A 26,404-nucleotide genomic window follows, 5' to 3' on the forward strand; every position below is an offset into this window, starting at 1 on the left:
CGGCCCGACACGCCGATACCGATGGAGCATGAGTGAGTAAGTGGCACAATAGGCGAGTGCCACTTACCGCAGTGAGCGGGAGCGGGCTGAGACCGGGCCGGGCCCACGACCGGGAGATCCTCAGGCTCGCGATTCCGGCGTTCGGCGCACTGGTGGCCGAGCCGCTCTTCCTGCTCACCGACTCGGTCATCGTCGGCCACCTCCCCGATCCCGCGCTCGGCGCTCTGGGTGTGGCCGGCTCGGCGCTCTCCGCTCTCGTCGGCCTGTGCGTGTTCCTGGCGTACGGCACCACCGCCGCGGTGGCGCGGCGGATGGGAGCCGGGAACCTCGGAAAGGCGATGCGTCAGGGGATCGACGGCCTCTGGCTGGCGGCCGGGATCGGCCTGGCGGTCGCCGCCGCATGCTGGCCTCTCGCTCCATTTATCGTACACGTGTTCGGAGCGAGTGGCCAGCTCGCCGCGCTGGCCGTCGGCTATCTGCGGGTCAGCCTGCTGGGGACGCCGTCGCTCCTCCTGGTGCTGGCGGGCACGGGCGTGCTGCGCGGTCTCCAGGACACCCGGACGCCGCTGGCCGTCTCCGTCGGCTCGTTCACCCTCAACGGCCTGCTCAACGTCTGGTTCGTGCTCGGCCTCGGCTGGGGCGTCGCGGGATCGGCCTGGGGCACGGTCGTCGCCCAGACCCTGGCCGCCGCCGTCTACGTCGTCCTGGTGGTGCGGGCGGCCCGGCGGCACGGGGTGTCTCTGCTGCCCGACCCGCGTGGGGTGCGCGCCGCCGGCACGGCCGGTGTCGCTCTGGCCGTCCGCACGGCGTGCCTGCAGATCGTTCTGCTCGTGGCCACGTCGCTGGCCACCCGCATGGGCGAGACCCAGATCGAGGCGTACACGATCACCGCGAGGATCTGGACGTTCCTCGCGTTCGCCCTCGACGCCATCGCGATCGCCGGTCAGGCGATCACCGGGCGGTCGCTCGGGTCCGGGGACGTCGCCGCCACCCGTGCGGCGACCCGCCGGATGGTGCTGTGGGGCGTGGTGTGCGGCGCGCTGTTCGGCGTGGCCGTACTGCTGGCGCGGCCCCTGGTCCCCGGCCTGTTCGGGGCCGACACGGCGGTGGCCGCCGAACTGCCGGCCGCCCTGTGGCCCGTGGCGTTGCTCCAGCCGGTGGCCGGAGTCGTGTTCGTGCTCGACGGCGTGCTGATCGGGGCCGGCGACCAGCGTTATCTCGCCTGGGCCGGGGTGTGGACGACGCTCGCCTACCTGCCCGTGGCGGCCCTGTCGGGCGGGCTGGTCGCCCTGTGGATAGCGCTCGGCGTGTGGATGGCCGCCCGCCTGGTCACCCTCGTCGTCCGCGCCAGGGGCACGGCCTGGATGGTCACCGGCGGCTGACCCGCCGGGCCGCGGCCTCGCTCAGCCCATGCGGCGGGAGTCGAGCACCCGGTGGAGGAACTCCCGGGTGCGGGGGTGCTCCGGCGCCGAGAAGATCTGCTCGGGCGTCCCGCGCTCCACCAGTACGCCGCCGTCGAGGAAGCAGACGCTGTCGGCGATGTCCCTGGCGAACCCCATCTCGTGGGTGGCCAGGATCATCGTCATCCCGGTCTCCTTCAGCTCGCGGATGACGCTCAGAACCTCGGTGACCAGCGCCGGGTCCAGCGCCGAGGTGATCTCGTCGAGCAGCAGGAGGCGCGGCTGGGTGGCCATCGCGCGGACGACCGCGACCCGCTGCTGCTGACCGCCCGACAGCCGGTCGGGATACTCCCCCGCCTTGTCCGACAGCCCGAACCGGTCGAGCAGCTCCCGCGCCTGCTCGTCGGCCTCCCGAGTCGCGACCCGGTGCACCTTCCGGGGAGCGAGCGTGATGTTCTCCAGCACGGTCATGTGCGGGAAGAGGTTGTAGGACTGGAACACCATGCCGATCCGCCGGCGCACCTCGTCGGGATCGGCCCCGACCTCGGTGATGTCCACCCCGTCCAGGTAGATGGCGCCGTCGTCGACCGTCTCCAGCAGGTTGACGCAGCGCAGCAGCGTCGACTTGCCGGAGCCCGAGGCGCCGATGAGGCAGACCACCTCGTGGGGCGCCACATCGAGATCGATGCCACGCAGCACGCTGTGCTGGTGGTAGTTCTTCCAGACGTCCTCGATCTTCAGCAGGGTCACGCGATCCCGCCTCCCGTCCGCCGTCTCGCCGTACGTGCCGCCAGGTGGTCGGTGAAGCGCGCCATCGGCACGGTGAGGGCGATGAACAGCAGCGCCGCCGCCAGGTAGGGGGTGTAGTTGAACGACGAGGCGGCGTGGATCTGCGCCTGCCGCAGCGCCTCCAGCGGTCCGAGGACGGCCACGAGGGCGCTGTCCTTCTGCAGCGAGGCGAAGTCGTTGAGCAGCGGCGGCACCACCGTGCGGACGGCCTGTGGCAGCACCACGTAGCGCATGGTCTGGCCGTGGGTCAGCGCCAGCGAGCGGGCCGCCGCCCGCTGGCTGGGGTGGACCGACTCGATGCCCGACCGGAACACCTCGGCGACGTACGCGCCGTAGGACAGCACGAGCGCGACCGTGCCGAGCGTGACCGGGTCGCTGGGCGCGCCCTGGAGCTGGAGCGCCGGCACGCCGAAGCCGACCAGGTAGACCAGCAGGATCACCGGGATGCCGCGGAAGATGTCCGTGTACAGCACGGCCACGGCGCGCAACGGGAAGAAGACCGGCGAGCGCAGCCCGCGCACCAGGGCCACCAGCATCCCGAGCAGCAGAACCAGTGCCTCGGCGATGAGGAAGATCTTGATGTTGAGCACGAAGCCGCGCAGGACGTCGGGGAACGCCTCGGCGAAGGCGTCCGCGCTCAGGAACGTCTCGCGGACTCTCGGCCAGCCGGGCGACGCCGTCACCCCGACCACGAGGACGATCACGGCCGCCAGGGTGGAGGCCGTGGCGATCGAGGCCGACCGCCGGCCACGACGGCGCAGCTCGGCCTCGCGGCGGAGCTGCCGCTCGCTCTTCACCCGGGGCACGGACGTGTCTTCACCCGCGGCGACGTCCCCGGCCTGCCCGGCCGCGACGTCCCCAGGCGCGATGTCCCCAGCCGTGATGTCCCCCGTGGAGCGCCCGGCCGCGGCTTCCCCCTCGGTCATTTGAATACCGTCACTTCAGTTCCGTCACTTCAGTTCGGGCGCGCCCGCGCTGGCGGTCAGCCACTGGCTCTCGATCGTGGCCAGCTCACCCGACGACTTCAGCTCGCCGATGGCCTTGTCCACGCAGCTCACCAGGCCACTGCCCTTCTGGAACAGCAGGCCGAACTCCTCGGGCGTGCCCGAGCTCGCGGCGAACTGGCCGACGATCTTCGAGCCCTCCACCTGCGCCGCGGTGACGTAGAAGGCCGTGGGCAGGTCGACCACGATGGCGTCGATCTGGTGGTTCTTCAGCGCGTTCACCGCGTCGACCTGCTGGTTGAACACGCTGGGGTCCGCGCTCGGCTTGATCAGGTCTCGTACGGCCTGGAACGCCGTGGTGGCGGCCTGCACGCCGATCTTGGCGTCCTTGAGCTCCGCGAGCGTGGTGGCCGAGGCGAACTTCGACTTCTCCAGCGCGACCACGCCCTGCTTGACCTCGTAATAGCCCTGGCTGAAGTCGACGGCCTTCTTCCGCTCCGGGGTGATCGAGATCTGGTTGACGTCGAAGTCGAACTGCTTGGGACCCGGCGCGAACGACGAGTCGAAGGGGACGACCGTCCAGGCGACCTGGTCCTTGGTGAAGCCCAGCTTGCCGGCGACGGCGTACGCGACCGCGCTCTCGAAGCCCTGCCCGTTGGACGGGTCGTCGTTCTTGAACCAGGGCTCGTACGCCGGCTTGTCGGTGCCGATCGTCAACGTGCCCGATGTGGTCAGGGGCAGGGTGTCCGGCGTGCAGGCCGGGGAGGCGGCGCCGGAGCCAGCCGGCGCGGACGCGGCGGAGGTGGATTCGGGTGCCGGGGCGCAGGCGGCTGCCGCCAGTACGAGGGCGCCGACAGCCAGCGGCAGGGGGGAACGGCGCATCTCGGCCTCCATCGGGGGTCTTCGCTTCGGATTCGCGCGTTTGGGCTAGGAGGATAGTAGCGTTTCGGATAAACCCCCCTGCATTAGGGGACAATCCTCTCGCCCGCCGGATAGACGAAAGGCCCTGTCCCCAGAGGGGAAGGGCCCTTCGAAGACGCGAACGTCAGCCGGCGACGACCTCGATGTCGACGGTCGCCGAGACCTCCGGGTGCAGCCGCACGCTGACCTTGTGGACGCCGACGCTCTTGATCGGGTTGACGATCTCGATGCGGCGCCGGTCGAGCTGCGGGCCACCCGCGGCCTTGACGGCCTGGGCGACGTCCGCCGTGGTGACGGAGCCGAACAGGCGGCCGGAGTCACCCGCGCGGGTCGCGAGCTTGACCTTGAGGGCGCCGAGCTGCCCGGCGACCTCCTTGGCGGAACCGACGTCGCGGATCTCGCGGGCGTCGCGCGCCTTCTTGATCGAGGCGATCTGCGACTCCGCCCCGCGGGTCCACCGGATGGCGAACCCACGCGGGATGAGGTAGTTACGGCCGTAGCCGTCCTTGACCTCCACGACGTCGCCCGGGGCGCCGAGGCCGGAGACCTCATTCGTGAGGATGAGCTTCATGTCCTGAGTCTCCCTTCTCAGCGAGCCGTGCTCGTGTAGGGCAGCAGAGCCACCTCACGGGCGTTCTTGATAGCGGTCGCCACGTCGCGCTGGTGCTGGGTGCAGTTGCCCGTCACCCGGCGGGCACGGATCTTGCCGCGGTCGGAGATGAACTTCCGCAGCAGCGCCGTGTCCTTGTAGTCGACGTAGGAGATCTTGTCATGGCAGAAGAGGCAAACCTTCTTCTTGGGCTTGCGCACTGCCGGCTTCGCCATCGTGGTGCTCCTTTCAGAGCCCCGCGTGATGCGGGAATGGTCGATTCGGATTATTGATGGTGGAGGACGGGACGCGGAGGGCTAGAAGGGCGGCTCGTCGCTGAAGTCGCCGCCGAAGCCGCCGCCCTGAGAACCGCCGAAGCCACCGCCACCACCGCCACCGCCCTGGTTGTAGCCCTGGGGGGCGGGAGCCGCGCTGGCCCACGGGTCGTTGGCGGGTCCGCCGAAGCCTCCACCGCCACCGCCGCCCTGGCGCGTGGTCTTGTTGACCTTCGCCGTGGCGTTGCGGAGCGAGGGACCGACCTCGTCGACCTCGACCTCGTAGACGGTGCGCTTCTCGCCTTCCTTGGTCTCGTACGACCGCTGGCGCAACCGGCCCTGCACGATCACCCGCATGCCGCGCTGGAGACTCTCGGCGACGTTCTCCGCCGCCTGCCGCCAGACGTTGCAGGTGAGGAACAGGCCCTCGCCGTCCTTCCACTCGTTGGTCTGCCTGTCGAGGAACCTCGGAGTGGACGCGATGCGGAACCGGGCCACGGCCTGCCCCGTCGGGGTGAAGCGCAGCTCCGGGTCGTCGACAAGGTTGCCGACGATGGTGATCTGGGTGTCGCCTGCTGCCATCGGTCGCTTTCGCCTTCCTATCCCGTCAGCTGAGCCGTCGCAGGGCTCAGAGTACGGCCCCGGCCCGACAAAAAGCCGGGCTTCGCGCTACCACTCAGTGGAGCTCGGGGCGGATGACCTTGGTGCGGAGAATGCCCTCGTTCAGGTTGAGCTGACGGTCCAGCTCCTTGACGGTGGCGGGCTCCGCGGTCAGGTCGATGACGGCGTAGATGCCCTCGGACTTCTTGGCGATGTCGTAGGACAGCCGGCGACGACCCCACACATCGACCTTCTCCACCGTTCCGCCGTCGTTGCGCACGACGGCGAGGAACTGGTCGATCGAGGGCTGCACGGTGCGCTCGTCGAGGGACGGGTCGAGGATGACCATCATCTCGTAGCGACGCATGTGTGATCCAACCTCCTCTGGACTCTTGCGGTCACGACGCCTTGCCGTGACAGGAGGACACTGCGGTGAAACCAGGGGCTGACGCGCCCCGGAATCCATATCTGACGCAGTCGAACAAGGCTATCAGCCACTTGGCCGTGTGCCGCCCGGAGAGCGAAACTGGAGGCCAAAGGGGGTGAGGGCGATGCCTCACGGCGTGCGGATGCGGCGCCTGCCCGTTCACCTGACGCTGAACACCGACGGCAGGCCGCATCCAGTGGAGAACATCATGACGGTCGCGACGCTGCTGGTCGGGCTCGTGGCCTTCTGCCTGGGGTTCGTGGTGCGGGCTCACGTCGTCGCGTCGTGGCTGGGGGCCATCGGGTTCTTCGGCGGCATGTACGCCCAGTTCATGTCCTCGACCACGGCCCAGCGATCGCTGATCATCGTGGGCGTCGTGACCTCGTTCGTGGGCGCGGCGCTCGGGATCGCGCACGGCGGCTTCCTCCCGAAGCCCTGACGCCGAGACCCTGGACGCCGAGGCCCTGCCGGCAAGGTCCTGACGCCGGAGCCGCGATCCCGAAGGCGCGATCCCGAGAGCCGGGCCCGTAGGCCCGGCGCACGTACGGTGACGGGCCACGACGTCATCCGCCGATGTGCAGATCCACGCCGAGGAGGATGAGGAACCACAGGAAGATCGCCAGCAGCGCCTGGGCGATCTGCCGGAGCAGGGTCGGGGTGAGGTAATGGTGGACCCACGCCACGTAGAGCCCCACCAGGATGTAGATGAGTAACAGGAAGCTGCCGAGGCGATATCGCATGGTCCGTCTCCTTCACGTCAAGCGGCGCGCGGGCTGCGCCGGGCGCGTGCGACGAGGCGACTGCCCCGGCGGGTCCTCTTGAAACGCTCTTGGGGAGGGCTTATGGTTCGCCCTTCGCGTTCGGAAGGCTTCCTGCCGTGACGTTTGAGACAGCCGCACGATGGAGGAACGGGATGGACCGACAGCACGCCGAGCGTCCGGTACGGATCGGGGCCCATGTCGACCAGGACGACCCGCTCGCGCACGCCGCCGCCCGCGACGCGGAGGTGGTGCAGTTCTTCCTCGGCGATCCGCAGGGCTGGAAGGCCCCGGTGCTGCCCGAGTCTGCCGGCGCGCTGCGTGAGTCGGCCGTCGACGTCTACGTTCACGCGCCGTACGTGATCAACGTGGCCACGTCGAACAACCGGATCCGCATCCCCAGCCGCAAGCTGCTCGACGGCCATCTCAAGGCCGCCGCGTCCATCGGGGCGAAGGGGCTGATCGTGCACGGTGGTCACGTGAACGCGGGCGACGACCCCCGGACCGGTTTCGACAACTGGCGCAAGGTCTTCGAACGCACCGAGTGCCCCATCCCCGTGCTCATCGAGAACACCGCCGGCGGCGGCAACGCGATGGCCCGCAGGCTCGACCGCATCGCGCGGCTGTGGGACGCGGTCACCGCCGGTGCGCCGGACCCCTCCGTCGTCGGCTTCTGCCTCGACACCTGCCACTTCCACGCGGGAGGCGAGGAGCTCCTCGACATCGTCGACCGGGTCATGGCGATCACCGGCCGGATCGACCTGGTGCACTGCAACGACTCCCGCGACGCCTTCGACTCGGGCGCCGACCGCCACGCCAACATCGGCGTCGGCCAGATCGACCCCGAGCTCATCGTCGCGGTCTGCCGGGCGGCCGGCGCGCCGATCGTGGTGGAGACCCCGTCCGAGGGTCAGGCCGACGACATCGCCTTCCTGCGCAAGCATCTGTGACGCGACCGTCCACAGCCTGTGGATAAGTTTCTGGATTGGCCGGCCCATCCCCTGGGTAAGGGGTCACACCAGTCACCCCCGTCTCCCTACCGCGGGGCACGCGGCGGCCTCACGCGGAGGTCACGGAGGCCGGCCGCTCCGCGCCGTCCACAGCCGGCCCGGTCCTGCGGGTGGCGCGCCAGAGCTGGACGTACGACACGATGCCGGCCGCGAGCAGGGCGAGATTGCGGGCGACCAGCAGGAGCGTGCCGGGCAGGCGGCCCGACCAGCTGTAGTCCTCCTCCACCCAGGGGTAGGCCAGCCCAGTCAGCGCGGCGGCCACCAGGACGAGCATGACGGCCGCCCGCCGGCTCCGGCCGGGCCGCTCCCGCCGTACCGACAACACGACGGCGGCGATCGCCACCACCCAGACCAGATACTGCGGCGACAGCACCCGGCTGGTCAGCACCAGGAAGAGCACGGCGGTGAGCGCGGCGTCGTAGTACGAGCGGGCGTCCGGCGCGGCGCGCAGCCACCACAGCGCCAGCAGCGCGAGCGCCACGGGGGTCGCCGCCAGACTGACCACCTCGGCCGCGGCGATGCCGGGCCCCACCGCCTCCATCGCCCCGTGCCGGTAGGTCGTGTAGCCGCCCCACCACCCGAGCGCGCGGGCGAGCGCGAACGGCGTCGCGGTGAGCGACTCGATCTGCAACCCGCGGTCGCGCTGGGCGACGACGAAATCCAGGGCGCCCGGCACCGCCGCCGCGACGACCCCGCACGTCACCGCCGCGGCGACGAACGCGGACGCGCTCCCCTCCAGCAACTCACGCCACCGGCGCAGACCGGTGAGCAACGCCACCGGCCACACCTTCACGGCCAGGCCGAGGCCGATCAGGGATCCCCGTACGACCGGGTGCGGCGACAGGGTCAGCGCCATGACCGCGAGAAGCGTGACCATGAGGTCGTAGCGCGTGATCAGCACCGGACCCAGCAGCGCGGCGCCGACGGTCCAGGCCCACAGCCCGGTCCTGCCGCGGTCGCCGTCGGCGGACCGGGCGGCGAAGCGCCACAGGAGGAGCAGGACGGCCAGGTCACAGGCGACGGCGAGCAGGAGGAAGGCGTCCCGGTAGGTGAACGGGAGGAGACGCGGGGCCAGCATCGGCACCGCCGCCAGGGGCGGGTACTGCCACTTCTCGTCCGCGGCCGGGAACGCGCCCGCCAGCAGGGTGTTGGACCAGAACCGGTAGAGCGACACGTCGTTGTCGAACGCGATCCGGTGGCCGACCGGGATCACCTGCGTCGCCGCGAGGATCAGCAGGGTCCGCGTGACCACCCAGGTCACCAGAACCGGCCACACCGGCCTGCGTCGCATCCGTCTCTCCCCCGCGTCGCGCCCGGACGGCCGGGGCGCACCCCATACGCCCCAGCCGTTTCAGGCTACGGGTTCCGGACGTCCTCAGGTCGGCCTCCGGGCCGCGAAATCCGATGAAAGATTCAGCGTTCCGGGGGCGGTCGTAGCGGCCGCGGGGCGTCAGGACACCTCGGCGGCAGGGGTCGCGATCCGGCGCCGCAGGACCAGCCGGTCGTCCGCCCCGTCGAACGCGCCGCCCGACGGGTCGTCGACGTCGCCCTCGCGGATGACGTCGTCCTCGGGCCGGAGGATGTCCCTGACCACGAAGCCCATCAGGACGATCAGGGTGATCGCCCTCGCCCACACGGACATGAAGTAGGCCGGGTCGCCGATCCCCGCGTAGCCCGAGTCGGGCACCTGACCGGCCAGGTAGAGCCAGATCGAGAAGAAGTACCAGCACTCGGCCACCATCCAGGCGGCCAGCGCGCCCCACCGCGGCCGCGCGAGGACCGCGAACGGGACCAGCCACAGTACGTACTGCGGCGACCACACCTTGTTTGTGATCATGAAGGCGGCCAGCGCGAGGAAGCAGAGCTGCATGAGCCGCGGCCGGCGGGGCGCCGCCAGCGCCAGGACCGCCACCCCGAGCAGCAGCACGGCGAGTGCGGCCATGGCCATGGTGTTCAGCGACTCGCCGTCGCCCAGGAACGCCAGCCACTCCGGCCTGGGCACGGTGAACCACTCCGACTTGGAGAAGAAGAACCAGATGGCGCCCCAGTCGGCGCCGCGTTCACTGCTGAACGCGTAGAACCTCTTCCAGCCGTCGAAGTTGGCCATCATGATCGGCACGTTCACCGCGAGCCATGTGACGACGGCCGCCGCCACGGTCTTGAGGAAGGGCACCCACCTGGCCGTACGCACGGTGAGCAGGAAGAGCGCGCCGAAGAACATCAGCGGATAGAACTTGGTGGCCACCGCGAGGGCCAGCAGCGCTCCCGCCAGATAGGGCCGCCGCTTCGACCAGGCGAGCAGGCCGCCGAGCGCGAGCGCACCGGCCGCGAGGTCCCAGTTGATGTACGCGCAGAGGATGACGGCCGGACTGACGGCATACCAGAGGGCGTCCCAGCGGCGCCCCTGACCGGCCAGGGCAGCCACGAGCATCGCACCGGCGATGAGGGAGACGCCCATCAGGAACACGGTGACGTCGTAGAACCTGAGGCCGTCCCCGCCCGCGAGGCGCCGGGCGAACTCCATGAGGCCGCCGATGCCGACGGGATATTCCACCGGATAGTCGATGTAGGGGATCTTGCCGTCGACAAGCTTCTCGACCCAGAACAGCGGATAGATGTCCGTGTAGCAGAAGTGGGTGTACTGCCCGATCCCGCCGTTCCAGACGCCCCCGAACCGGCAGGGGTACTTCCACAGATAGGCCAGGACGGCCCCGAGCGCCGCGAACAGCCCGATGGGCAGATACAACGGCATCCAATACACGACTGTGGGCGGCGGGCTGGAGCGTGTCGTCCGGGTCGTCATGGGGGGTATTGCATCATCACCCTCGGCCGGTTGGCGACCTCCGGCCGTCCCACGCCCGCCGCGCGGGCACTTTCGGGCGTGGCGAGAACGGGTGCGCGGGGCTGTCCGCAAAGCCGAGCGCCGTGCGTTTCCCCCGGGGGAGACGCACGGCGCTCGCGGGCTGTCCGGGGCCCTACGGCTTGCTCTCGGGAGGCGTCACCGCGACGGAGTTGGGTGCGAAGTCGCCCATCGGCGGCTGACCGCCGTTCGGGTCGGCCGCCCCGTCGCCGAGCTGCAGGCCGCCGCTGCTGTCACAGGACAGATCGCCGGGGACGCAGCCCCCCGGCCCCGGGCCGCCCTGGCCCGGGTCACCTGCCCCGGGGCCACCGGGGAAGTCGGGCGGGAAGCCGGGCGGGAACTCGTCCGTGGGCGTCGGCGACGGCGTCGGCGACGGGCTCGGCACGATGTCCTGCGGACTGCCCAGGCCCGACTTCGGCGGGAACTCCTTGACGGGCTTGCCCTGCAGCGCGGCCATCATGAACGTCCGCCAGATGGTCGTCGGCGCGTCGGCACCCTGGATGTTGCCCAGCGACACCTCTTTGGAGTGGCTGTACGGGTTGTTGGGGCCGTACTTGGTGCTCTCCGGGTTGGGCTTCTCCGGGCAGTTGGCGTACTTGGGCTGCACGAGCTTGCCGCTCTTGGTGAGGCACTGTTCCCGGTACATGCCGACGGCCGTGGAGAGCTGCGGGGTGAACCCGACGAACCAGGCCTCCTTGTTGTCGTTGTTAGTACCGGTCTTGCCGGCCGCGGGGCGGCCGATGCCCCGGCCCGCCGCCGTACCGACCTTGAGGACCTGTTCCAGCGCCGTCACCGCGTCAGCGGCGGCCTCCGGGGAGATGACCTGCTTGACCTCCCGCTGCTCCGGATAGACCACGGTCTTGCCCTGCCGCACCTCCTGGATCACGTGATAATCCACGTGCCTGCCCTGGTTGGCGAAGATCGAGTAGCCGGCGGCCTGCTCCACGGGCGTCACGCCGATGCTGCCGATCGCGAGCTGGTAGCCGTGGCCGTGCTCGCCGTTGACGCCGTCCTTGTCCTCCGCGATGGCCTTCTCGCTGATGCCCGCCTTCGCGGCCAGGGCTCGCACGTCGTCGATCTTGCCGGGCAGGGCGAACGCCATGGAGGCGAAGGCCGTGTTGATCGAGTGAGCCGTGGCGTAGGTGACGTCGATGGCCGTGGGGACGTGCTCGTCGTTGGTGATCTTCGTCGTGCCGGGCAGTTCCTTGGGCACCGTCTCGTTGCCCGGCACCCAGCTGTTCAGGCTGTAGCCCGCGTCGAGCCACGCCGCCAGCACGTAGGGCTTGAACGCCGACGCGGCCTGCTTGCGGGAGTCGAACGGCTCGTTCCACGGGTCGTGGAGGTAGTTGTCGCCGCCGTAGAACGCGAGGACACGACCGTTGGTCGGATCGACAGACGCCAGCCCGGCGTGGAACTCCTTGGACATGGAGTTGGTGGTGGCCTTCACCGCCGCCTGGGCGGCCAGCATGAGCTTCTTGTCGAAGGTCGTGACGATCTTGTAGCCGCCGGACTCCACATCCGCACGGCTGAGGTTGTGCTGCTTGGCCAGCTCGCCGAGCGCGACGGTGAGCATGTAGCCCTTCAGCCCGCCGAACTCCTCCGCCTCCTTCTTCGGCTTCGGCTTGGGGAACTTCGCCGTGGCCTTGATGTCCGGATACTTCGGCTTGCCGTTGGCGTCGACCATGGTCGACATACCGTTGATGACGTAGTTGAACCGCTCTTCTGTGGGCTTGAAGTCCTTGTTGTCTTCGGCCTTGTCGAAGTTGCCCGGCTGCTGGATGCGGCCCGCGAGATAGGCGCCCTCCGAGACCGTCAGCTTGCTGGCGGGCTTGTTGAAGAACTCGCGCGCAGCGGCCTCGATGCCGTAGGTGTTGCGGCCGAAGGGCACGGTGTTCAGGTAGAACTCGAGGACCTTCTCCTTGGACCAGTCCTTGTCGAGCTTGACCGAGATGAAGATCTCCTTGACCTTCCGCTTGATGGTCTGCTCGGTGCTGAGGCCCTTGAAGTAGTTGCGGACCATCTGCTGGGTGATGGTGGAGCCGCCCTGCGTCTGCTGTCCGGTCGCCGTCATCCACACCGACCGGCCGAGACCGGAGATGTCGATGCCGGAGTCCTCCCAGAACGTACGGTTCTCCGCCGCGATCACCGCGTCCTGCACGTATTTGGGTACCTGGTCGATCTTGATGGCCACGCGCTTGGTGCCGAGCCTGGCGATGACCTGACCGTCGCGGTAGTAGAACGTGCTCCCCTGCGCGATCGCGGTCTCCTGCGCCTCCTGCTCGGTGGGCAGCGGCGTGTTGTTGTACGCCACCATGATCATGCCGAAGACGCCGGCCACCAGCACGACGCCGCTGGCCACGAAGATCTTCCAGTTGGGGATGAAGCGCGTCCAGCTCCGCCGCGGCTCGTCGTCGTCGTCGAAGTCACGCGGACCCCCCGGACCTCCCGGACCGCCGGGCCCGTCCGGACCTCCCGGGCCGCCGGGACCACCGGGGCCGCGGCCGCGACGGCCCCGGCCCGGCTCGGCCCTGCGGCGGCGCCCGCCGGCCGGCGCCATCTCGGTGTCCTGGTCGCCGGGGTCGCGCCTGCGTCCCCCGGGCGGCATGCCCGCCGGCATGCCCATCGCCTGCGTGCGCTCGTCTCCCGGCCGACCGCCGGCCCCCATGGGAGCCCCGCTCGGCACACCGGGACCACCGTGTCCGCCCGCGCCGCGCGGTCCCTGGGAACCACCCGGACCACTCGGACCACCCGGACCACCAGGTCCGCCCGAGCCGCGATAGCCGCTGGGCGCGGGGAAGCGGGGATCGCGCGGGTCGCGCCCATCGCGTGGCTCACGGGGATCACGGGGATCACGGCCGCCCTGGGGCGGTCGCGGGGGCGGGCCGGACGGCCGGCGCTCCGGAGCGGGCGGGCCGGGCGGCACGGCGTTCATCGCCGCCGTGTCCTCGAAGGCGGCCGCCTCGCGGCGGCGCGGGTCGGCGGGACCGCCGCCCTGACGCCCGGGGGGAGGGCCGCCCTGCGGTGGAGGTTGCGGGGGCCCGGACGGCCGCCCCGGCCCCTGGTTCCGCTCGGCCCGGTCACCGCCGTACTCGCCGTATTCGCCGTACTCGTCGGATTCCCGGGGCGTGCGACGGCGCCGCCCAGGGCGGGCTGATCCACCGAAGCCCGAGGAGTCCTCGGGACGGCCGGTCGGCTCCGGTCCGTAGCTGCTGTTTGTCACGCGTCCTCGTCCAATGTGTCCAGGGAATTCGTCGATCCGGCGGGGCGGGCCGGCGGCATTCCTCCTACGGGTCGTCGTCGCCCTCCGGAGCCCTCTCTAGAGGGAAGGGCCCGGGGGATCGGCTGTGCCGAGGACGAACGAGACCGCCAGGTGGTTCCAGGAACAACCTTGGCAGACCTCCACGACGTAGACGCGGAATTCGCCGTATTCCCGAGCCATCTCCGGTAGATCAGAAGTGGCCTTCACCTGTCCGGCGACACGTCCGAGTTCGTCCCCATATACGTATGTGACGTTGGTCACGTTCCGGTGCTCACAGATGGGGCAGACGCGATCGGTGGACTCCCCGTGATAGCGGGCGGCCCTCAGGAGGTACGGATTCGCGTCGCAGACATCCCGCGCTCCGGTGCGGCCGGCGCGGAACGACTGGACCGTCGCCCGCTTCGCGAGGCCGTAGTCCACGACCGACCGCTGTGACCACATGTGCGCCAGATTACGACCATTTGCCATCTCTTGCCCAACCGTTGACCCGTTGCTCTGTATGACGCCGCGACGTATCCTGCAGATGTATCGGCTCGATACATCGACATGCGCGGGGGGTGGTTCCAGTGACGAGTGCGCGCGGAGGGGTGCTTGAGCTCGCGGTCCTGGGATCGCTGCACGAGACCCCGCTGCACGGTTACGAGCTGCGCAAACGACTCAACACGCTGCTGGGCATGTTCCGCGCGTTCTCGTACGGCTCTCTCTACCCCTGCCTGCGAGGTCTTCTCACCGAGGGGCTGATCGTCGAGGAGGAGCCGCCGGAGGACACCGTCCTCGGCCGGCGATCCAAGATCGTCTACAAGCTGACCGCGGAGGGCAAGGAGCGCCTTGAGGAGCTCCTCAACCAGGCCGGCCCGTCCGCGTGGGAGGACGAGAGCTTCGGCGTCCGGTTCGCCTTCTTCCGTCACACGGAGGCGGAGGTGCGCCTGCGCATCCTCGAAGGCCGCCGCAGCCGGCTGGAGGAGCGCCTCGAGCGCGTCCGTACGGCTCTCGCGCGCACCAGGGAGCGGCTGGACAGCTACACCCTCGAACTCCAGCGCCACGGACTCGAGTCGGTCGAGCGTGAGGTCCGCTGGCTCAACGAGCTGATCGACTCGGAACGGCGGGGCGGCACGGCTCCCGCCGGGGCGGTGGACGCCGCCGATCCCATGCAGGCGGAGAGGGACACATCCGGGCCTGCCGTACAGGAAACCAGTCACAGGGCGCGAAAGCCCGAGGCGGATAAGTAAAGGAGCGACTATGGGTTCGGTGCGCGTGGCCATCGTCGGTGTGGGCAACTGCGCCGCGTCGCTGGTGCAGGGCGTCCATTTCTACCGGGACGCGGATCCGGGCAGTCGGGTGCCGGGCCTGATGCACGTGCGGTTCGGCGATTACCACGTGGGTGACGTGGAGTTCGTCGCGGCCTTCGACGTGGACGCCAAGAAGGTCGGCCGCGACCTGTCGGAGGCCATCGTGGCCTCCGAGAACAACACCATCAGCATCTGCGACGTGCCCCCGCTGGGCGTCACCGTCCAGCGCGGCCCCACCTTCGACGGCCTCGGCGCCTACTACCGAGAGATCATCGAAGAGTCCGACGAACACCCCGTCGACGTCGTCCAGGCCCTCAAGGACGCCCAGGTCGACGTCCTGGTCTCCTACCTGCCCGTCGGCTCCGAAGAAGCCGACCGCTACTACGCCCAGTGCGCCATCGACGCCAAGGTCGCCTTCGTCAACGCCCTGCCCGTCTTCATCGCCTCCGACCCCGAATGGGCCGCCAAGTTCACCGCCGCCGGCGTCCCGATCGTCGGCGACGACATCAAATCCCAGGTCGGCGCCACCATCACCCACCGCGTCCTGGCCAAGCTGTTCGAAGACCGCGGCGTCGAACTGCTGCGCACCTACCAGCTCAACTTCGGCGGCAACATGGACTTCATGAACATGCTGGAGCGCACCCGCCTCCAGTCCAAGAAGATCTCCAAGACCCAGTCGGTCACCTCCCAGATCCCGCACGAGATGGCCAAGGCCGACGTCCACATCGGCCCCTCCGACCACGTGCCCTGGCTCGACGACCGCAAATGGGCCTACGTCCGCCTCGAAGGCCGCTCCTTCGGCGACACCCCCCTCAACCTCGAATACAAACTCGAGGTCTGGGACTCCCCCAACTCCGCCGGCATCATCATCGACGCCGTCCGCGCCGCCAAGATCGCCCTCGACCGCGGCATCGGCGGCCCGCTGCTGTCGCCGTCGTCCTACTTCATGAAGTCACCGCCGGAGCAGTACTCCGACGACACCGCCCGCGACGCCGTCGAGAAGTTCATCCGCGGCGAGCTCGAGCGCTGACGCCGCCCTCCGCCCGGGCTCCACGCCCCGGCTCCCGCTCGGGAGCCGGGGCGTCGTCATGTACGTTTCAGGCTGGTTCGCCGGTCTCCGGCTCGGCCGCCGCGGGCAGCTCCGCGGGATCCGCCACCGGCCAGGTCAGCGGGTCGGGGCCGAGCGCGACGAGTTGCGGCACCTGTTCCCTCGCCCAGGGCGAGATGTCGAGCTCGCCGCTCAACACCTGGTCGGCGAAGGTCTTCCACGGCATCCAGCGCACCGTGTCGACCTCCTCCGCGTTGGGCGCCGCCTCGTCCCGCACGACCGCCCGGAAGACCGGGCAGAGCTCGTTTTCCACCGTCCCGTTGTCCATGACGGCCCGGTAGGAGAAGCGGGGCAGGATCAGATCGACCGACTCGACCCGCAGACCCAGCTCGAAGGCGAGCCTGCGTGTCACGGCCACGGACAGCCGTTCGCCGGGCAGCGGATGCCCGCAACAGCTGTTGGTCCACGCACCCGGCCAGGTGAGTTTGCCGACCGCGCGTCGCGACAGCAGCACCTGCCCGCCCTCATCGAAAACATAACTGGAGAACGCGAGATGAAGGGGGGTGTGGGCGGTGTGGACCGATGTTTTCGGAGCGGTGCCGATCGGGTTGCCCTGGCCGTCGACCAGCACGACATGTTCCTGGTAGGTCACTCTCCGAGAGTACGGGATCACGTCCCCGCGTCCGGTGTCCGGGACACCCGGGATTCCTCGGGGATGACCCCGATACCGCCCGCTGATCTCCCGCGTAGGCTGTCGCCGTGTCTTTCGTGTCCGACCTGCGCGTGGTTCTCCGAGGCCGTGACTTCCGGCGGTTGTTCGCCACCCGCCTGGTTTCGCAGTCGTCCGACGGGATCTTCCAGTTCGCCGTGGGCGGATACGCCTTCTTCAGCCCGGAGCGGCAGACGACCGCGACCGATATCGCGGCCGGGCTCGCCGTGCTGCTGCTGCCGTACAGCCTGCTGGGGCCGTTCGTGGGGGTGTTCATCGACCGCTGGTCGCGGCGGCAGATCCTCGTCATCGCACCGGTGGTGCGAGGAGCGCTGCTGGTGCTGGCCGCCTGCCTCGTCGCGGCGGGCACCTCCGACGCCGTCTTCTACGCGACCGCGCTCGGCGTCCTCGCGGTCAACCGTTTCTTCCTCTCGGCCCTCAGCGCGGCGCTGCCGCACGTCGTGCCGTCCGAGCACCTGATGATGGCCAACGCGGTGACGCCCACCTCGGGCACGGTGGTGACGTTCGTCGGTGCGGGCGCCGCTGTCGCGCTCCGCGCGGTCGCCGGATCCGACGACAGGGGCGTGGCGGTGCTGCTGGTCTGCTCCGGTCTCGTCTTCGGGGTGTCCGCGCTGATCGCGCGGACCATGGAGCGCTCCCTCCTCGGCCCGGCGTACGATCCGGACCGCCCGCAGGCCCGTGAGGCCGTACGGCATGTGCTGACCGGCCTGGTGGACGGCGCGCGGCACGTCGCGCACCGGCGTTCGGCGGCGGCGGCCCTCGGCGGCATCGCGACCCACCGCCTGATGTTCGGCATCTCGACGGCGGCGGTGATGATGCTCTACCGCTACAGCTTCGCGTCGAACGCCGACGACGCGCTGAAGGGCATCGCGCTCGTGCTGGGCGCCGTCGGCGCGGGGAGCTTCGCCGCGGTGGTGATCACGCCGTGGGCCACCGAGCGGTTCCGGATCGAGACCTGGGTCCCGGCGATGCTGGTGACCTGCGGAGTCCTGGAGTTCGCCCTGTGCGCGACGTTCCACGAGTGGGCGTTCGTGGCCGCCGGGCTCGTGATCGGCATCGCCGGGCAGAGCGTGAAGATCTGCGCCGACACCGTCGTGCAGCGCGACGTCGAGGACGCCTACCTCGGGCGCGCCTTCTCCGTCTACGACATGCTCTTCAACGGGATGACGGTCCTCGGCGCCGCCCTGGCCGCGGAGTTGCTGCCGCGGAACGGGAAGTCCTATCTGGCGTTCGGCGTCATCGCGGCGGGTTACGTGCTGGGCGCGCTGGTCTACCGGCTGATGCTGCCGGCCGCCGTTCGCAGGCCGCCGGTCCCGGCCGTCGACTGACCGTTTCCGCAGGAAGACAGGGATGGGATGATCGTCGGATCCGGACTTGACTAAAACGCGCCCCTGGTTTTACCGGCCGCTGAAGAGTTAGTATCCCGGTCCCCGGTCCTTCATCGAACAGGTCGTTGTGATGCCCTCCCCGCCACCCTCGACGGCAGGAGACGCCTCCGGCACGCAGGGAAAGGTGACACCGGCGGGACGGTCCACGGAGGCGGCGGCGCGGCAGACGGTGGTGACCACCCTCGTCGCGGCCGCCGCGAACGGTTTCTGGGCGGACTTTCACTCCTTCCTCGAACGCCTGCCGGTTCCGACATTCGTCGGGGTGCTGGCGACCGGCGTGCTCGGCGGGCTTCTCCTACGGGGCCGGGGGCCGGCCGGCGTGCTCGCCCGGCTGGCCGGACGGCTCGGCCCACCCACGTCGAAGATGCGGGACTGGTTCCTGGCCCCTCTCTCGCAACGTCCGCGGATGGCGAAGGCGCTGGCGGCGCTTCGCCGCGTCCTTCCCACGGTCGTGATCGCCTATCTGTCCGTGGCGTCCGGTGTGGTCGTCATCCTGGGCGTCTGGGGCGCCTCCCAGGGAGTATCGGCGCTGGTGCGGTGGGTGTCGTCCCCTTCCTGCGCCGATCCGCGGGAGTTGTCGGTGATCACGGCGCCGGAGAACGTCGACGCGCTCCGTGACGCCGCCGCGGCCTACACCGATGAGGCGGACGGCTGCACGCCGTACCGGATCTCGGTCGGCGCCGCGCCGTCGGCGGCCGAGATGTCCGACGGCTTCACTCTCGGCTGGTGCCGCGACGACGAGTCGTTCCCACGGCTCTTCGGGAGACGTCCCGACGCCTGGATCGCGACCAGCACCGCCGAGGTGGCGCACGTACGGCGGATGCAGAGCCCTCTCGTCTCCTCGGGCCAGCCATGCGACGGGATGGCCGGTGGGAGGGCGACGCTGTCCCCGGGCCCGAGCGTGGCCGGCGAGCAGTTGATCGTCGCCATGCTCGCCGAGCGCGCCGACGATCTGAAGAATCTGCCCCCGGAGCAGAAGGGGGACAAGACCCTGGCGGACGTCGTGGGGGCGATCCGCACCCGGCTGGGCATGCGCCTGGTCTACCCACAGCCCGGCCTCTCCTCGGCCGGGCTCATCGCGGCCGCGCGCCTGGTCGGCCTCGAACGCCCCGAGGACACCGTGCGGAGCGTGGCCTCCGACGACAGCGCCGACGCACTCCTGTGCCGCTTCAAACGGATGACGAAGGCCGAGAAGCAGGGGTACGCCCTGCTCGTCCCGGCCCACAGCGTTCAGGAGTACAACTCGGGGGAGATCACGAACGAGGGCTGCGGGGGTATGGATCCGAAGGAGCCCAGGCTCGACGAGGTGCAGCCGCCCGGGATGCCCGTCCTCGACTACCCGTTCGTCGACATCACGTGGCCGGACGAGAACGCCCCGGCTTCCCGGGACGAGTCCGCGGAACGCCGTCTCGCCTTGGGCCGCTTCGCCGGCTGGCTCGCGCACAAACACCCTCTCTTCGGCGGCCCTGTGCAACCTCCCGCCCTACGGAGCGGCGCCGACGAGCTGGGCGACGCGAAGGATGAGATCGCCCGCCGGCTGCACCGCGTCGACCTGCAGTTCCTGCTCGACGTCTCCGGGTCGATGTCCCGATTGCTGCTGCCCACTAGTGAGGCGCTCCCGGAGATCAGGCAGACGCTCATCGAGGCCGACCGCCTCTCACTCAGCACGTTCTGGCAGGACAAGGACGAGGGCATCAGGATCAGCGATCCCACGGACAAGGAGGGGGCGAGCCAGCTCGGCAGGTTCGTCGGCCGATTCCGGCAGGAGCGGAGCCGGGGACGGGACGCACCACTGTCGAACGCGATCGACGAGCTGGGGAGGAAGTTCGGTCTCCCCGGTCGTTCGGTGGTCGTCGTCACGGACGGGGGACCCTTCGGGGCCGAGGGCATTCCCGGGCGGGCGGAGCAGGACATCGTGAGAGCGCTGAAGCGCAGCTCTTCGATCACGAACCTCTACATCCTCGTCTTCGGGCACGGCGGGTGCGGTGGCAGGTTCCCGCAGCCGGAACGGCCGCCGGGATCGTCTCAGCACGTGGTCTGCGCCGAGATCGAGGGAGGGCAATCGCCCAGGACGGGCACCCAGGCCGTGGCGAGCGCGCTGAACAGAGCGATCTTCACACTGCGGGGGTGGTCCTGATGGCCGGGTGGCCGGCGCTCGGGTGGTCGCGGCTGCCGACCTTCCGGAGGCGGCTCGCCGCCGCGGGATTCGCGGTGGGCGTCCTCCTCGGCGGCCTCCAGCTCGTCCACGGCCGGCGGGACACGGCGTGCCACACCGACGGGCGAATCACGATCGCGGCGAACAGCGACGTCAGCGCCGGGGGCTTCCGCAGGGACCTCATCCGGCAGTGGAACGAGAAGACGAAGCGCGACGACAAGCTCGTCGAGATCTCCGACTCCACCGACGAGGCCAGGGCCGAGATGGCCGCCGCGGCCCAGTCGCACCGCTGCACCTACGACGTCTTCCTCCTGGACGTCGTCTACATCCCCGAGTTCGCGAGGAACGGTTACCTGACCGAGCTCACCCCCGAGGATTTCGGCGAGGACTGGCCGCGCTTCACCGAGGAGGTGCTGCGGGCGGCACGGGTCGACGGCGAGCAGTACGCCGAGCCGTTGGCCACCGACGCGCCGCTGCTGTTCCGCAAGGCCGGCCTCCCGCTCCCCGCCAGCTGGCCGGATCTCGTCGCGGACGCCGGTCGGTACGGCTACGTGGGGCAGTTCGACGACTACGAGGGAGGGACCGTCAACCTCATGGAGGCGGTGCTCTCCGCCGGAGCCGAGATCACCGATGGCGACGAGGTCGTGGTCGACCAGTACGCCGAGAAGACGAAACGGGCGCTCGGCGACCTGCGGCAGCTCCTCGCCGGGCTGGCGGGCGACGGTGGCCGGCCTCCTGGCTCCGGCGGGCCCGGCCCCTCGCCGCCCGATGGCGGCGGCGTCCGATGCCAGGACCGCCTGGGCCGCGGATGCCTGTTCCGATATCGGGAGGAGAGTAGTCTCCTGGCGTTCCGTGACGGCGATGTGGGCTACATGCGGAACTGGCCGTTCGCCTTTCCCCGCCTGGCGCTCGACCCGTCGATGCGGGCCAGGGACGGTTCTCCGCTGTTCAGGGTGACCCCCCTGCCCGGTGCGAGGATCACGGGCGGCTACGCCCTCGCGATCAGCGCGACCATGCCCGAGGAGGAGCGTCAGGACGCGGTGCGGCTCATCCGCTTCCTCACGTCATCGGACGCCCAGAAGAAGCTGTTCGCGTGCGGCGGATACCCGCCCGTGCTCAAGGACGTCTACACCTTCTACACGTCCTACACGTCGGAATCGCCCGGCTCCCGGACGTGCGGCGAACTCCAGCGCGAGTCGAATCCGTCCCCGGAACCCGGATCGGAGATGACGGCCCCCGAGCTCAAAACCTTCGCGCAGGCGATCCACGAGGCACTGGACGGAGCCGGGTCCCGCCCGGTCTGGCCCCACTACACCGCCTTCAGCGACACGTTCAGGTCCTGCGCGAGGAGAGCGGTGACCGGCGAGATCGAGCCGCAGGACATCGACATCGCCCGCTTCGCCGAGGCCCTGCGGGCGGCCAGGGACGGCAGGCGGCCGGAGGCGCCCTGCCCCGTCTGACCCGCGGTCACGCCTACCGGGCCAATCTACCGGGATCAGCTGATCAGGCCGTTGTCCCGCGCCCAGGCCAGCAGGGCCTCCGTGGCGGCCTCCTTGCCGATCAGGCCTTCGTCCATCCGCAGTTCGAGCATGTGCTTGTACGCCCGGCCGATGACGGGCCCCGGAGACAGGCCGAGGATCTCCTGGATCTCGTTGCCGTCCAGCTCGGGCCGGATCTTGGCCAGCTCCTCCTCCTCGGCCAGCCGGGAGATGCGCTCCTCCAGCTGGTCGTACGTCCGGGAGAGGGCGGCGGCCTTGCGCCGGTTGCGGGTGGTGCAGTCGGCCCTGGTCAGCTTGTGCAGCCGGTCGAGCAGGTGCCCGCCGTCCCGGACGTACCTGCGGACCGCGCTGTCGGTCCACTCGCCGGTGCCGTACCCGTGGAAGCGCAGATGCAGCTCCACCAGACGCGAGACGTCCGACACGACGTCCTTGGGGAACTTGAGCTCGGCCAGCCGCTTCTTGGCCATCTGGGCGCCCACCACCTCGTGGTGATGGAACGACACCCGGCCGCCGGGCTCGTTGCGACGGGTCTTCGGCTTGCCGATGTCGTGGAGCAGCGCAGCCCACCGCAGCACCCGGTCGGGGCCGGTCGTCTCCAGCCCGATCGCCTGCTCAAGCACGATCAGCGTGTGTTCGTAGACGTCCTTGTGCCGGTGGTGCTCGTCGATCTCCAGGCGGAGCTTCGGCAGCTCGGGCAGGACGTGGGCGGCCAGGCCGGTGTCGACCAGCAGCGTCAGCCCCGCCCGGGGGTGGCTGCCGCAGATCAGCTTGTCCAGCTCGTCGCGGATGCGCTCGGCCGAGACGATCTCGATGCGCCCGGCCATCGCCGACATCGCCGCGACGGCCGCCGGGGCGACGGAGAACCCGAGTTGCGCGGCGAAACGGGCCGCCCGCAGCATCCGCAGCGGATCGTCGTCGAACGACTGCTCGGGGCTCGCCGGGGTGCGCAGCACCTTGGCGGCCAGGTCGGGGAGGCCGCCGTACGGGTCGACGAACTCGTGCTCGGGCAGCCGCACCGCCATCGCGTTGATCGCGAAGTCGCGGCGGGTCAGGTCGCCCTCAAGCGAATCGCCGTACGCCACCTCGGGCTTGCGGGAGGACGGGTCGTACGCCTCGCTGCGGTACGTGGTGATCTCCAGCTGCCACCCGGCCTTGCGGACGCCGACGGTGCCGAAATCGATCCCGACCGTCCAGACCGCGTCCGCCCAGTCCTTGACGATCTCCAGGACCCGCTCGGGCCTGGCGTCCGTGGTCAGGTCGAGATCGTTGCCGGCGCGTCCCAGGAAGACGTCGCGCACCGTGCCGCCCACCAGGGCGAGTTGGTGTCCGCGCGCGGCGAACAGGCGGCCGAGCTCGTCGGCCACCGGCGCGATCCTGCGGAACAGCTCGGTCACGGCCCGCTGCTGGGTGTCGCTCAGATTTGAAACGGACAAGGCTGGGTAGGTCCTTCGGTCACGGAACGAGTTCTCCCCCGGACGACCATGGTGTCATCAGGGGAGACGACACCTAGCGATCACCATGCCACGGATGGTTCGGGGGCGCTGGACGACGCAAGGAGCACACGAGATGAAAGACGCTCTCGCGATTCACCGCCGGCTCCTCGCCCACCAGATCCACCATGAGATCGTACGTCTTCCGCGGCCGTTGACATGCTCCGACGAGCTTCCGGACGTGCTCGGGGTGGAGCCGGAGTCCTGTGTGTCGGTGTCGCTCTTCGAGGTGTCGGCGCGCCGGGGCGGCGAGCCGGTGGCCGTGATCAGCACGGTGGCCGCCCCACCCAGAGCTGCCGTGATCGGGCCGCTGCTGCGGGTCCAGCGGGTGCGGCCCGCGTCGTCCGACGTGGTCAACGCGGTCACCGACTACGCCGACGGACTGGTCTGCCCCCTCCTCCTCCCCGAGGACCTGACCGTGTTGATCGACGAGCGCATGGTGACCGGGCTCGGCCCCGACGACGTCGTCCACACCGCGACAGGCGAACGCCGCACGGCGCTGCGGGTGCGTGCGATCCACCTGTTCGCGCTGGTATCGGCCAAGCCCGTGGACCTGACGACACCCCCGACAAGAGGCCTGGCGACCCTGGCGAGTCCAATGCGGACGGCTTAGGCCATAGCATTCTGGGCGTGCGCCGTACCTCACCGCTGGGCCGCACATGATCCGTAAGGCCGCCCTGCTGACATTGCTGACCGCCCTGCTCGCTCCTCCGGGCATGGCCGGTGCGGCCGTCACTGCGCGTACGGAACACGCGGCCGCCGCCGACCCGCTCGTCGTCGAGCAGATCACGCCGGGCATCGTGCGCGACCCCGCCGCCCCCATCACGATCAGCGGCACCGTCACCGGAACGCCGCTCAGCTCGGTCCGCGTCCAGGTCGACTATCTGGGCCAGCCGTTCCGCCAGCGCTCCGACATGGAGACCTTCCTGCGCTCCGACTTCTTCGCGGGCAGCAGGTTCTTCACCAAGGTCCAGTCCACGCCGCTCGACCAGTCGGGCAAACTGCCGTTCCGGTTCACCATGACGCCGCAGGAGCTACGGATGACGCAGCCCGGCGTCTATCCGATCGCGATCGAGGCCGTCGACGTCGCGACCGGCCAGCGGCTGGCCGTGAAGCGGACCTTCCTGCCGTATGTGCCGGCCGGGCAGCCGGTGCCGAAGGTCAAGCTCGCACTCGCGCTGCCGATCACCGACCGGCCGCACCGGGCCGACGACGCGACTTTCATGGACGACGACCTGCGGGCCTCGGTCTCCTCCGGCCGGCTGGCCGCGCTGCTCAAGGTCGCGCAGACGGCGCCCGCCGACGTGACGTGGTTCGTCGACCCCGCGGTGCTCCAGGACGCCGGTCAGGCGTCCGCCGGCGCCTACGTCGTCAGGAAGGGCACTCAGTCGCAGCGGCAGAACGCCGACCCCCAGGCCGGTCAGTGGCTCACCGCCCTGCGCACCGCGCTGACCGGCAAGAACGTGGTCGCCATGCCGTACGCCGACCCGGACGTGACGTCGATGGTGCACAACGGGCTGGAGGAGCCCGCCGTGGCCGCGATCCAGCGCGGCGCGGCGCTCGCCGGCGACCTGCTCGGCCGGGAGGTGTCCGCCGGCACCGTCTGGCCCGCCGACGGCCTGATCGACCGCGACGCCGCCGACGAACTGGCCATGTCGGGGGTGAAGTCGCTGCTGCTCTCCGGCGACGCGCTGCCCGTGCCCCTGCCCGTCCCCCCGGGCGTCACGCAGGACGCCGAGGCCCAGGCCGGCCGGTCGACGGCACCGGACACGACGGCCGGGCAGGGCGCGACCACGCTCGCGACGGTCGCGGACACCCCGATGACGGCCTTCCTCTCCGACCCCGCCCTCGGCGAGATCCTCGCCTCCGACGTCTCCGCCCCCGGGGCCGCCCTGCTCGCCCGCCAGCGGTTCGTCTCCGAGACCGCGATGCTCGCCTTCGAGCAGGCCACCGCCGGCGGTCCTTCCTCCGCGACCGCCGCGTCCCGGCAGAAGAGCGCCACCGTCGTCGTCGCGCCGCCGTCCCATTTGTGGAACCCCGACCCCGCGTTCGTCGCCTCGCTGCTGCAGGCCGCGGGCAAGGCGCCCTGGCTGCGGACCACCCCGCTGACGTCGGTGAAACCCGCCCGCGGCGCCGCCCCCAAGTCCGACCTCGCGTACGGGGAGCGGGAACGGCAGGCGGAGCTGAGCCGCGCCTACATGAACGGCGTCCGCAGGCTCGACCAGAAGTCGGAGGCGGCCTCGACCGTCACCGACCCGCACAGCGAGCTCTTCCACGAGGCGATCCTGCGGCTGATGTCGTCCGCGTGGCGGGACGACGCCAAGCGGGCCGCCCTGTTCAGCAAGCAGGTGCAGGGTGCGATCGACCACCGCCTCGGCCTGGTGTCGGTGATCAACACACCCCGTGCCATCGCCGGCGCGAACGGCCAGGTGCCGGTGAGCGTGGCCAACAACCTCGACAAGGACGTCCGTCTCCGGGTGAGGGTGACCTCGGAGAACACGTCGCGTCTGGAGATCGACGCGCCCGACGGCGTGTTCGAGACCGAGCCGACCCGCGTCTACGCGGGGCGCAGCCAGCTCGTCAACGTGCCGGTGATCGTCCCGGTCGGAGGCGGCGAGGCGACCATCCGCATCCAGGTCCTCACCGCCGACCGGTTCGATTACGGCGACCCGGTGCGCGTGGTCGTCCGCGCGACGGGCTACACGGGCATCGCCCTGGTCATCGTGGGCGCGGCTCTCGGCATCATGCTCGCGGCCGTGGTGATGCGCGTCCTGCGCCGCCGCTCGCGCAAGTCGTTCCCGTTCGGCCCCTCCGGCGGTGCGGGCGGCACCGGCGGTCCGAACGGCTCGGACGGCTCCGGCGACGACGGAGCCGGGGCCGGGGCCGAAGCCGAGCGGACCGTACCGGCCGAGCGGACGAAGACGCCTCCGGCGTAGGTTGGACCACCCGAGGAGGCGTCCGGCGGTTCCCACC

At 70.3% G+C, this 26,404-nt stretch carries 24 protein-coding genes; 10 read left to right on the forward strand and 14 right to left on the reverse strand.

What is annotated here, in order from left to right; all coding sequences use genetic code 11:
• Positions 1 to 56 precede the first annotated feature (56 nt).
• Positions 57 to 1,382 (forward strand): MATE family efflux transporter, encoded by a 1,326-nt coding sequence (locus tag JOL79_RS12515; protein ID WP_307848497.1) that lies wholly within the window; start codon positions 57 to 59, stop codon positions 1,380 to 1,382.
• A 21-nt stretch (positions 1,383 to 1,403) separates the two neighbouring features.
• On the opposite strand, the gene JOL79_RS12520 is transcribed toward JOL79_RS12515, so the two are convergent.
• The 7 genes from JOL79_RS12520 to rpsF all read right to left on the reverse strand — a co-directional run bounded on the left by JOL79_RS12520 (position 1,404) and on the right by rpsF (position 5,885).
• Entirely contained in the window at positions 1,404 to 2,150 is a 747-nt protein-coding gene (locus JOL79_RS12520) for an amino acid ABC transporter ATP-binding protein (protein WP_307848498.1), read from the reverse strand.
• Positions 2,147 to 3,115, reverse strand: a complete 969-nt coding sequence (locus JOL79_RS12525; RefSeq protein ID WP_210155926.1) for an amino acid ABC transporter permease — start codon at positions 3,113 to 3,115, stop codon at positions 2,147 to 2,149. The genes JOL79_RS12520 and JOL79_RS12525 overlap by 4 nt, the downstream gene beginning before the upstream one ends.
• A 24-nt stretch (positions 3,116 to 3,139) precedes the next feature.
• Positions 3,140 to 4,015 carry an ABC transporter substrate-binding protein gene (locus JOL79_RS12530; protein WP_210155927.1) on the reverse strand — a complete coding sequence of 292 codons (876 nt, stop codon included), beginning with the start codon at positions 4,013 to 4,015 and terminating at the stop codon, positions 3,140 to 3,142.
• A gap of 163 nt (positions 4,016 to 4,178) precedes the next feature.
• Positions 4,179 to 4,625: a 50S ribosomal protein L9 gene (gene rplI, locus JOL79_RS12535; protein WP_210155928.1), complete on the reverse strand. Its 447-nt coding sequence runs from the start codon at positions 4,623 to 4,625 to the stop codon at positions 4,179 to 4,181.
• Between the two features lie 17 nt (positions 4,626 to 4,642).
• Entirely contained in the window at positions 4,643 to 4,879 is a 237-nt protein-coding gene (gene rpsR / locus JOL79_RS12540; RefSeq protein ID WP_210155929.1) for a 30S ribosomal protein S18, read from the reverse strand.
• A gap of 81 nt (positions 4,880 to 4,960) precedes the next feature.
• Positions 4,961 to 5,500: a single-stranded DNA-binding protein gene (locus JOL79_RS12545; RefSeq protein ID WP_210155930.1), complete on the reverse strand. Its 540-nt coding sequence runs from the start codon at positions 5,498 to 5,500 to the stop codon at positions 4,961 to 4,963.
• A gap of 94 nt (positions 5,501 to 5,594) precedes the next feature.
• Complete coding sequence (rpsF, locus tag JOL79_RS12550; RefSeq protein ID WP_210155931.1) at positions 5,595 to 5,885, reverse strand: 30S ribosomal protein S6; 291 nt, start codon at positions 5,883 to 5,885, stop codon at positions 5,595 to 5,597.
• A 184-nt stretch (positions 5,886 to 6,069) separates the two neighbouring features.
• On the opposite strand from rpsF, the gene JOL79_RS12555 reads away from it, so the two are divergent.
• The gene (locus tag JOL79_RS12555; RefSeq protein WP_230984649.1) at positions 6,070 to 6,384 is read left to right on the forward strand and encodes a hypothetical protein; all 315 of its coding nucleotides are present in this window, start codon (positions 6,070 to 6,072) and stop codon (positions 6,382 to 6,384) included.
• Positions 6,385 to 6,508: 124 nt separating this feature from the next.
• Here JOL79_RS12555 and JOL79_RS12560 read toward each other — a convergent pair whose 3' ends face one another.
• On the reverse strand, positions 6,509 to 6,685 hold the full coding sequence (locus JOL79_RS12560; RefSeq protein WP_210155932.1) for a hypothetical protein: 177 nt from the start codon (positions 6,683 to 6,685) through the stop codon (positions 6,509 to 6,511).
• A gap of 173 nt (positions 6,686 to 6,858) precedes the next feature.
• Here JOL79_RS12560 and JOL79_RS12565 point away from each other — a divergent pair, with 173 nt between their 5' ends.
• Complete coding sequence (locus JOL79_RS12565; RefSeq protein WP_210155933.1) at positions 6,859 to 7,653, forward strand: deoxyribonuclease IV; 795 nt, start codon at positions 6,859 to 6,861, stop codon at positions 7,651 to 7,653.
• 109 nt (positions 7,654 to 7,762) lie between these two features.
• Here JOL79_RS12565 and JOL79_RS12570 read toward each other — a convergent pair whose 3' ends face one another.
• The 4 genes from JOL79_RS12570 to JOL79_RS12585 form a co-directional block, all read right to left on the reverse strand.
• Positions 7,763 to 9,004: a glycosyltransferase family 87 protein gene (locus JOL79_RS12570; RefSeq protein WP_210155934.1), complete on the reverse strand. Its 1,242-nt coding sequence runs from the start codon at positions 9,002 to 9,004 to the stop codon at positions 7,763 to 7,765.
• 159 nt (positions 9,005 to 9,163) lie between these two features.
• Positions 9,164 to 10,516 (reverse strand): glycosyltransferase family 87 protein, encoded by a 1,353-nt coding sequence (locus JOL79_RS12575; RefSeq protein ID WP_210155935.1) that lies wholly within the window; start codon positions 10,514 to 10,516, stop codon positions 9,164 to 9,166.
• Between the two features lie 172 nt (positions 10,517 to 10,688).
• Complete coding sequence (locus tag JOL79_RS12580; protein ID WP_210155936.1) at positions 10,689 to 13,238, reverse strand: transglycosylase domain-containing protein; 2,550 nt, start codon at positions 13,236 to 13,238, stop codon at positions 10,689 to 10,691.
• Between the two features lie 651 nt (positions 13,239 to 13,889).
• On the reverse strand, positions 13,890 to 14,273 hold the full coding sequence (locus tag JOL79_RS12585) for a DUF5318 family protein (protein WP_210155937.1): 384 nt from the start codon (positions 14,271 to 14,273) through the stop codon (positions 13,890 to 13,892).
• A gap of 125 nt (positions 14,274 to 14,398) precedes the next feature.
• Here JOL79_RS12585 and JOL79_RS12590 point away from each other — a divergent pair, with 125 nt between their 5' ends.
• Positions 14,399 to 15,061 carry a PadR family transcriptional regulator gene (locus tag JOL79_RS12590; RefSeq protein ID WP_307848499.1) on the forward strand — a complete coding sequence of 221 codons (663 nt, stop codon included), beginning with the start codon at positions 14,399 to 14,401 and terminating at the stop codon, positions 15,059 to 15,061.
• A gap of 10 nt (positions 15,062 to 15,071) precedes the next feature.
• The gene (locus JOL79_RS12595) at positions 15,072 to 16,151 is read left to right on the forward strand and encodes an inositol-3-phosphate synthase (RefSeq protein WP_210155938.1); all 1,080 of its coding nucleotides are present in this window, start codon (positions 15,072 to 15,074) and stop codon (positions 16,149 to 16,151) included.
• Between the two features lie 67 nt (positions 16,152 to 16,218).
• On the opposite strand, the gene idi is transcribed toward JOL79_RS12595, so the two are convergent.
• Positions 16,219 to 16,821 (reverse strand): isopentenyl-diphosphate Delta-isomerase, encoded by a 603-nt coding sequence (gene idi, locus JOL79_RS12600; protein ID WP_210155939.1) that lies wholly within the window; start codon positions 16,819 to 16,821, stop codon positions 16,219 to 16,221.
• Between the two features lie 107 nt (positions 16,822 to 16,928).
• On the opposite strand from idi, the gene JOL79_RS12605 reads away from it, so the two are divergent.
• The 3 genes from JOL79_RS12605 (at position 16,929) to JOL79_RS12615 (ending at position 21,902) form a co-directional block, all read left to right on the forward strand.
• Positions 16,929 to 18,227 (forward strand): MFS transporter, encoded by a 1,299-nt coding sequence (locus JOL79_RS12605; protein WP_210155940.1) that lies wholly within the window; start codon positions 16,929 to 16,931, stop codon positions 18,225 to 18,227.
• A 130-nt stretch (positions 18,228 to 18,357) separates the two neighbouring features.
• The gene (locus tag JOL79_RS12610; RefSeq protein WP_210155941.1) at positions 18,358 to 20,424 is read left to right on the forward strand and encodes a vWA domain-containing protein; all 2,067 of its coding nucleotides are present in this window, start codon (positions 18,358 to 18,360) and stop codon (positions 20,422 to 20,424) included.
• A complete protein-coding gene (locus tag JOL79_RS12615; RefSeq protein ID WP_210155942.1) occupies positions 20,424 to 21,902 on the forward strand; it encodes an extracellular solute-binding protein in 1,479 nt (492 codons plus the stop codon). The genes JOL79_RS12610 and JOL79_RS12615 overlap by 1 nt, the downstream gene beginning before the upstream one ends.
• A 35-nt stretch (positions 21,903 to 21,937) precedes the next feature.
• Here JOL79_RS12615 and JOL79_RS12620 read toward each other — a convergent pair whose 3' ends face one another.
• Positions 21,938 to 23,374 (reverse strand): CCA tRNA nucleotidyltransferase, encoded by a 1,437-nt coding sequence (locus tag JOL79_RS12620; protein WP_210155943.1) that lies wholly within the window; start codon positions 23,372 to 23,374, stop codon positions 21,938 to 21,940.
• Between the two features lie 133 nt (positions 23,375 to 23,507).
• Here JOL79_RS12620 and JOL79_RS12625 point away from each other — a divergent pair, with 133 nt between their 5' ends.
• Together JOL79_RS12625 and JOL79_RS12630 are read left to right on the forward strand one after the other, a co-directional pair.
• On the forward strand, positions 23,508 to 24,044 hold the full coding sequence (locus JOL79_RS12625) for an aminoacyl-tRNA deacylase (protein WP_210155944.1): 537 nt from the start codon (positions 23,508 to 23,510) through the stop codon (positions 24,042 to 24,044).
• A gap of 46 nt (positions 24,045 to 24,090) precedes the next feature.
• On the forward strand, positions 24,091 to 26,367 hold the full coding sequence (locus JOL79_RS12630) for a hypothetical protein (RefSeq protein WP_210155945.1): 2,277 nt from the start codon (positions 24,091 to 24,093) through the stop codon (positions 26,365 to 26,367).
• The last annotated feature ends 37 nt before the right edge of the window (positions 26,368 to 26,404 follow it).

It is taken from the genome of Microbispora oryzae (genome assembly GCF_017896165.1).
Classification (GTDB): Bacteria; Actinomycetota; Actinomycetes; order Streptosporangiales; family Streptosporangiaceae; genus Microbispora; species Microbispora oryzae.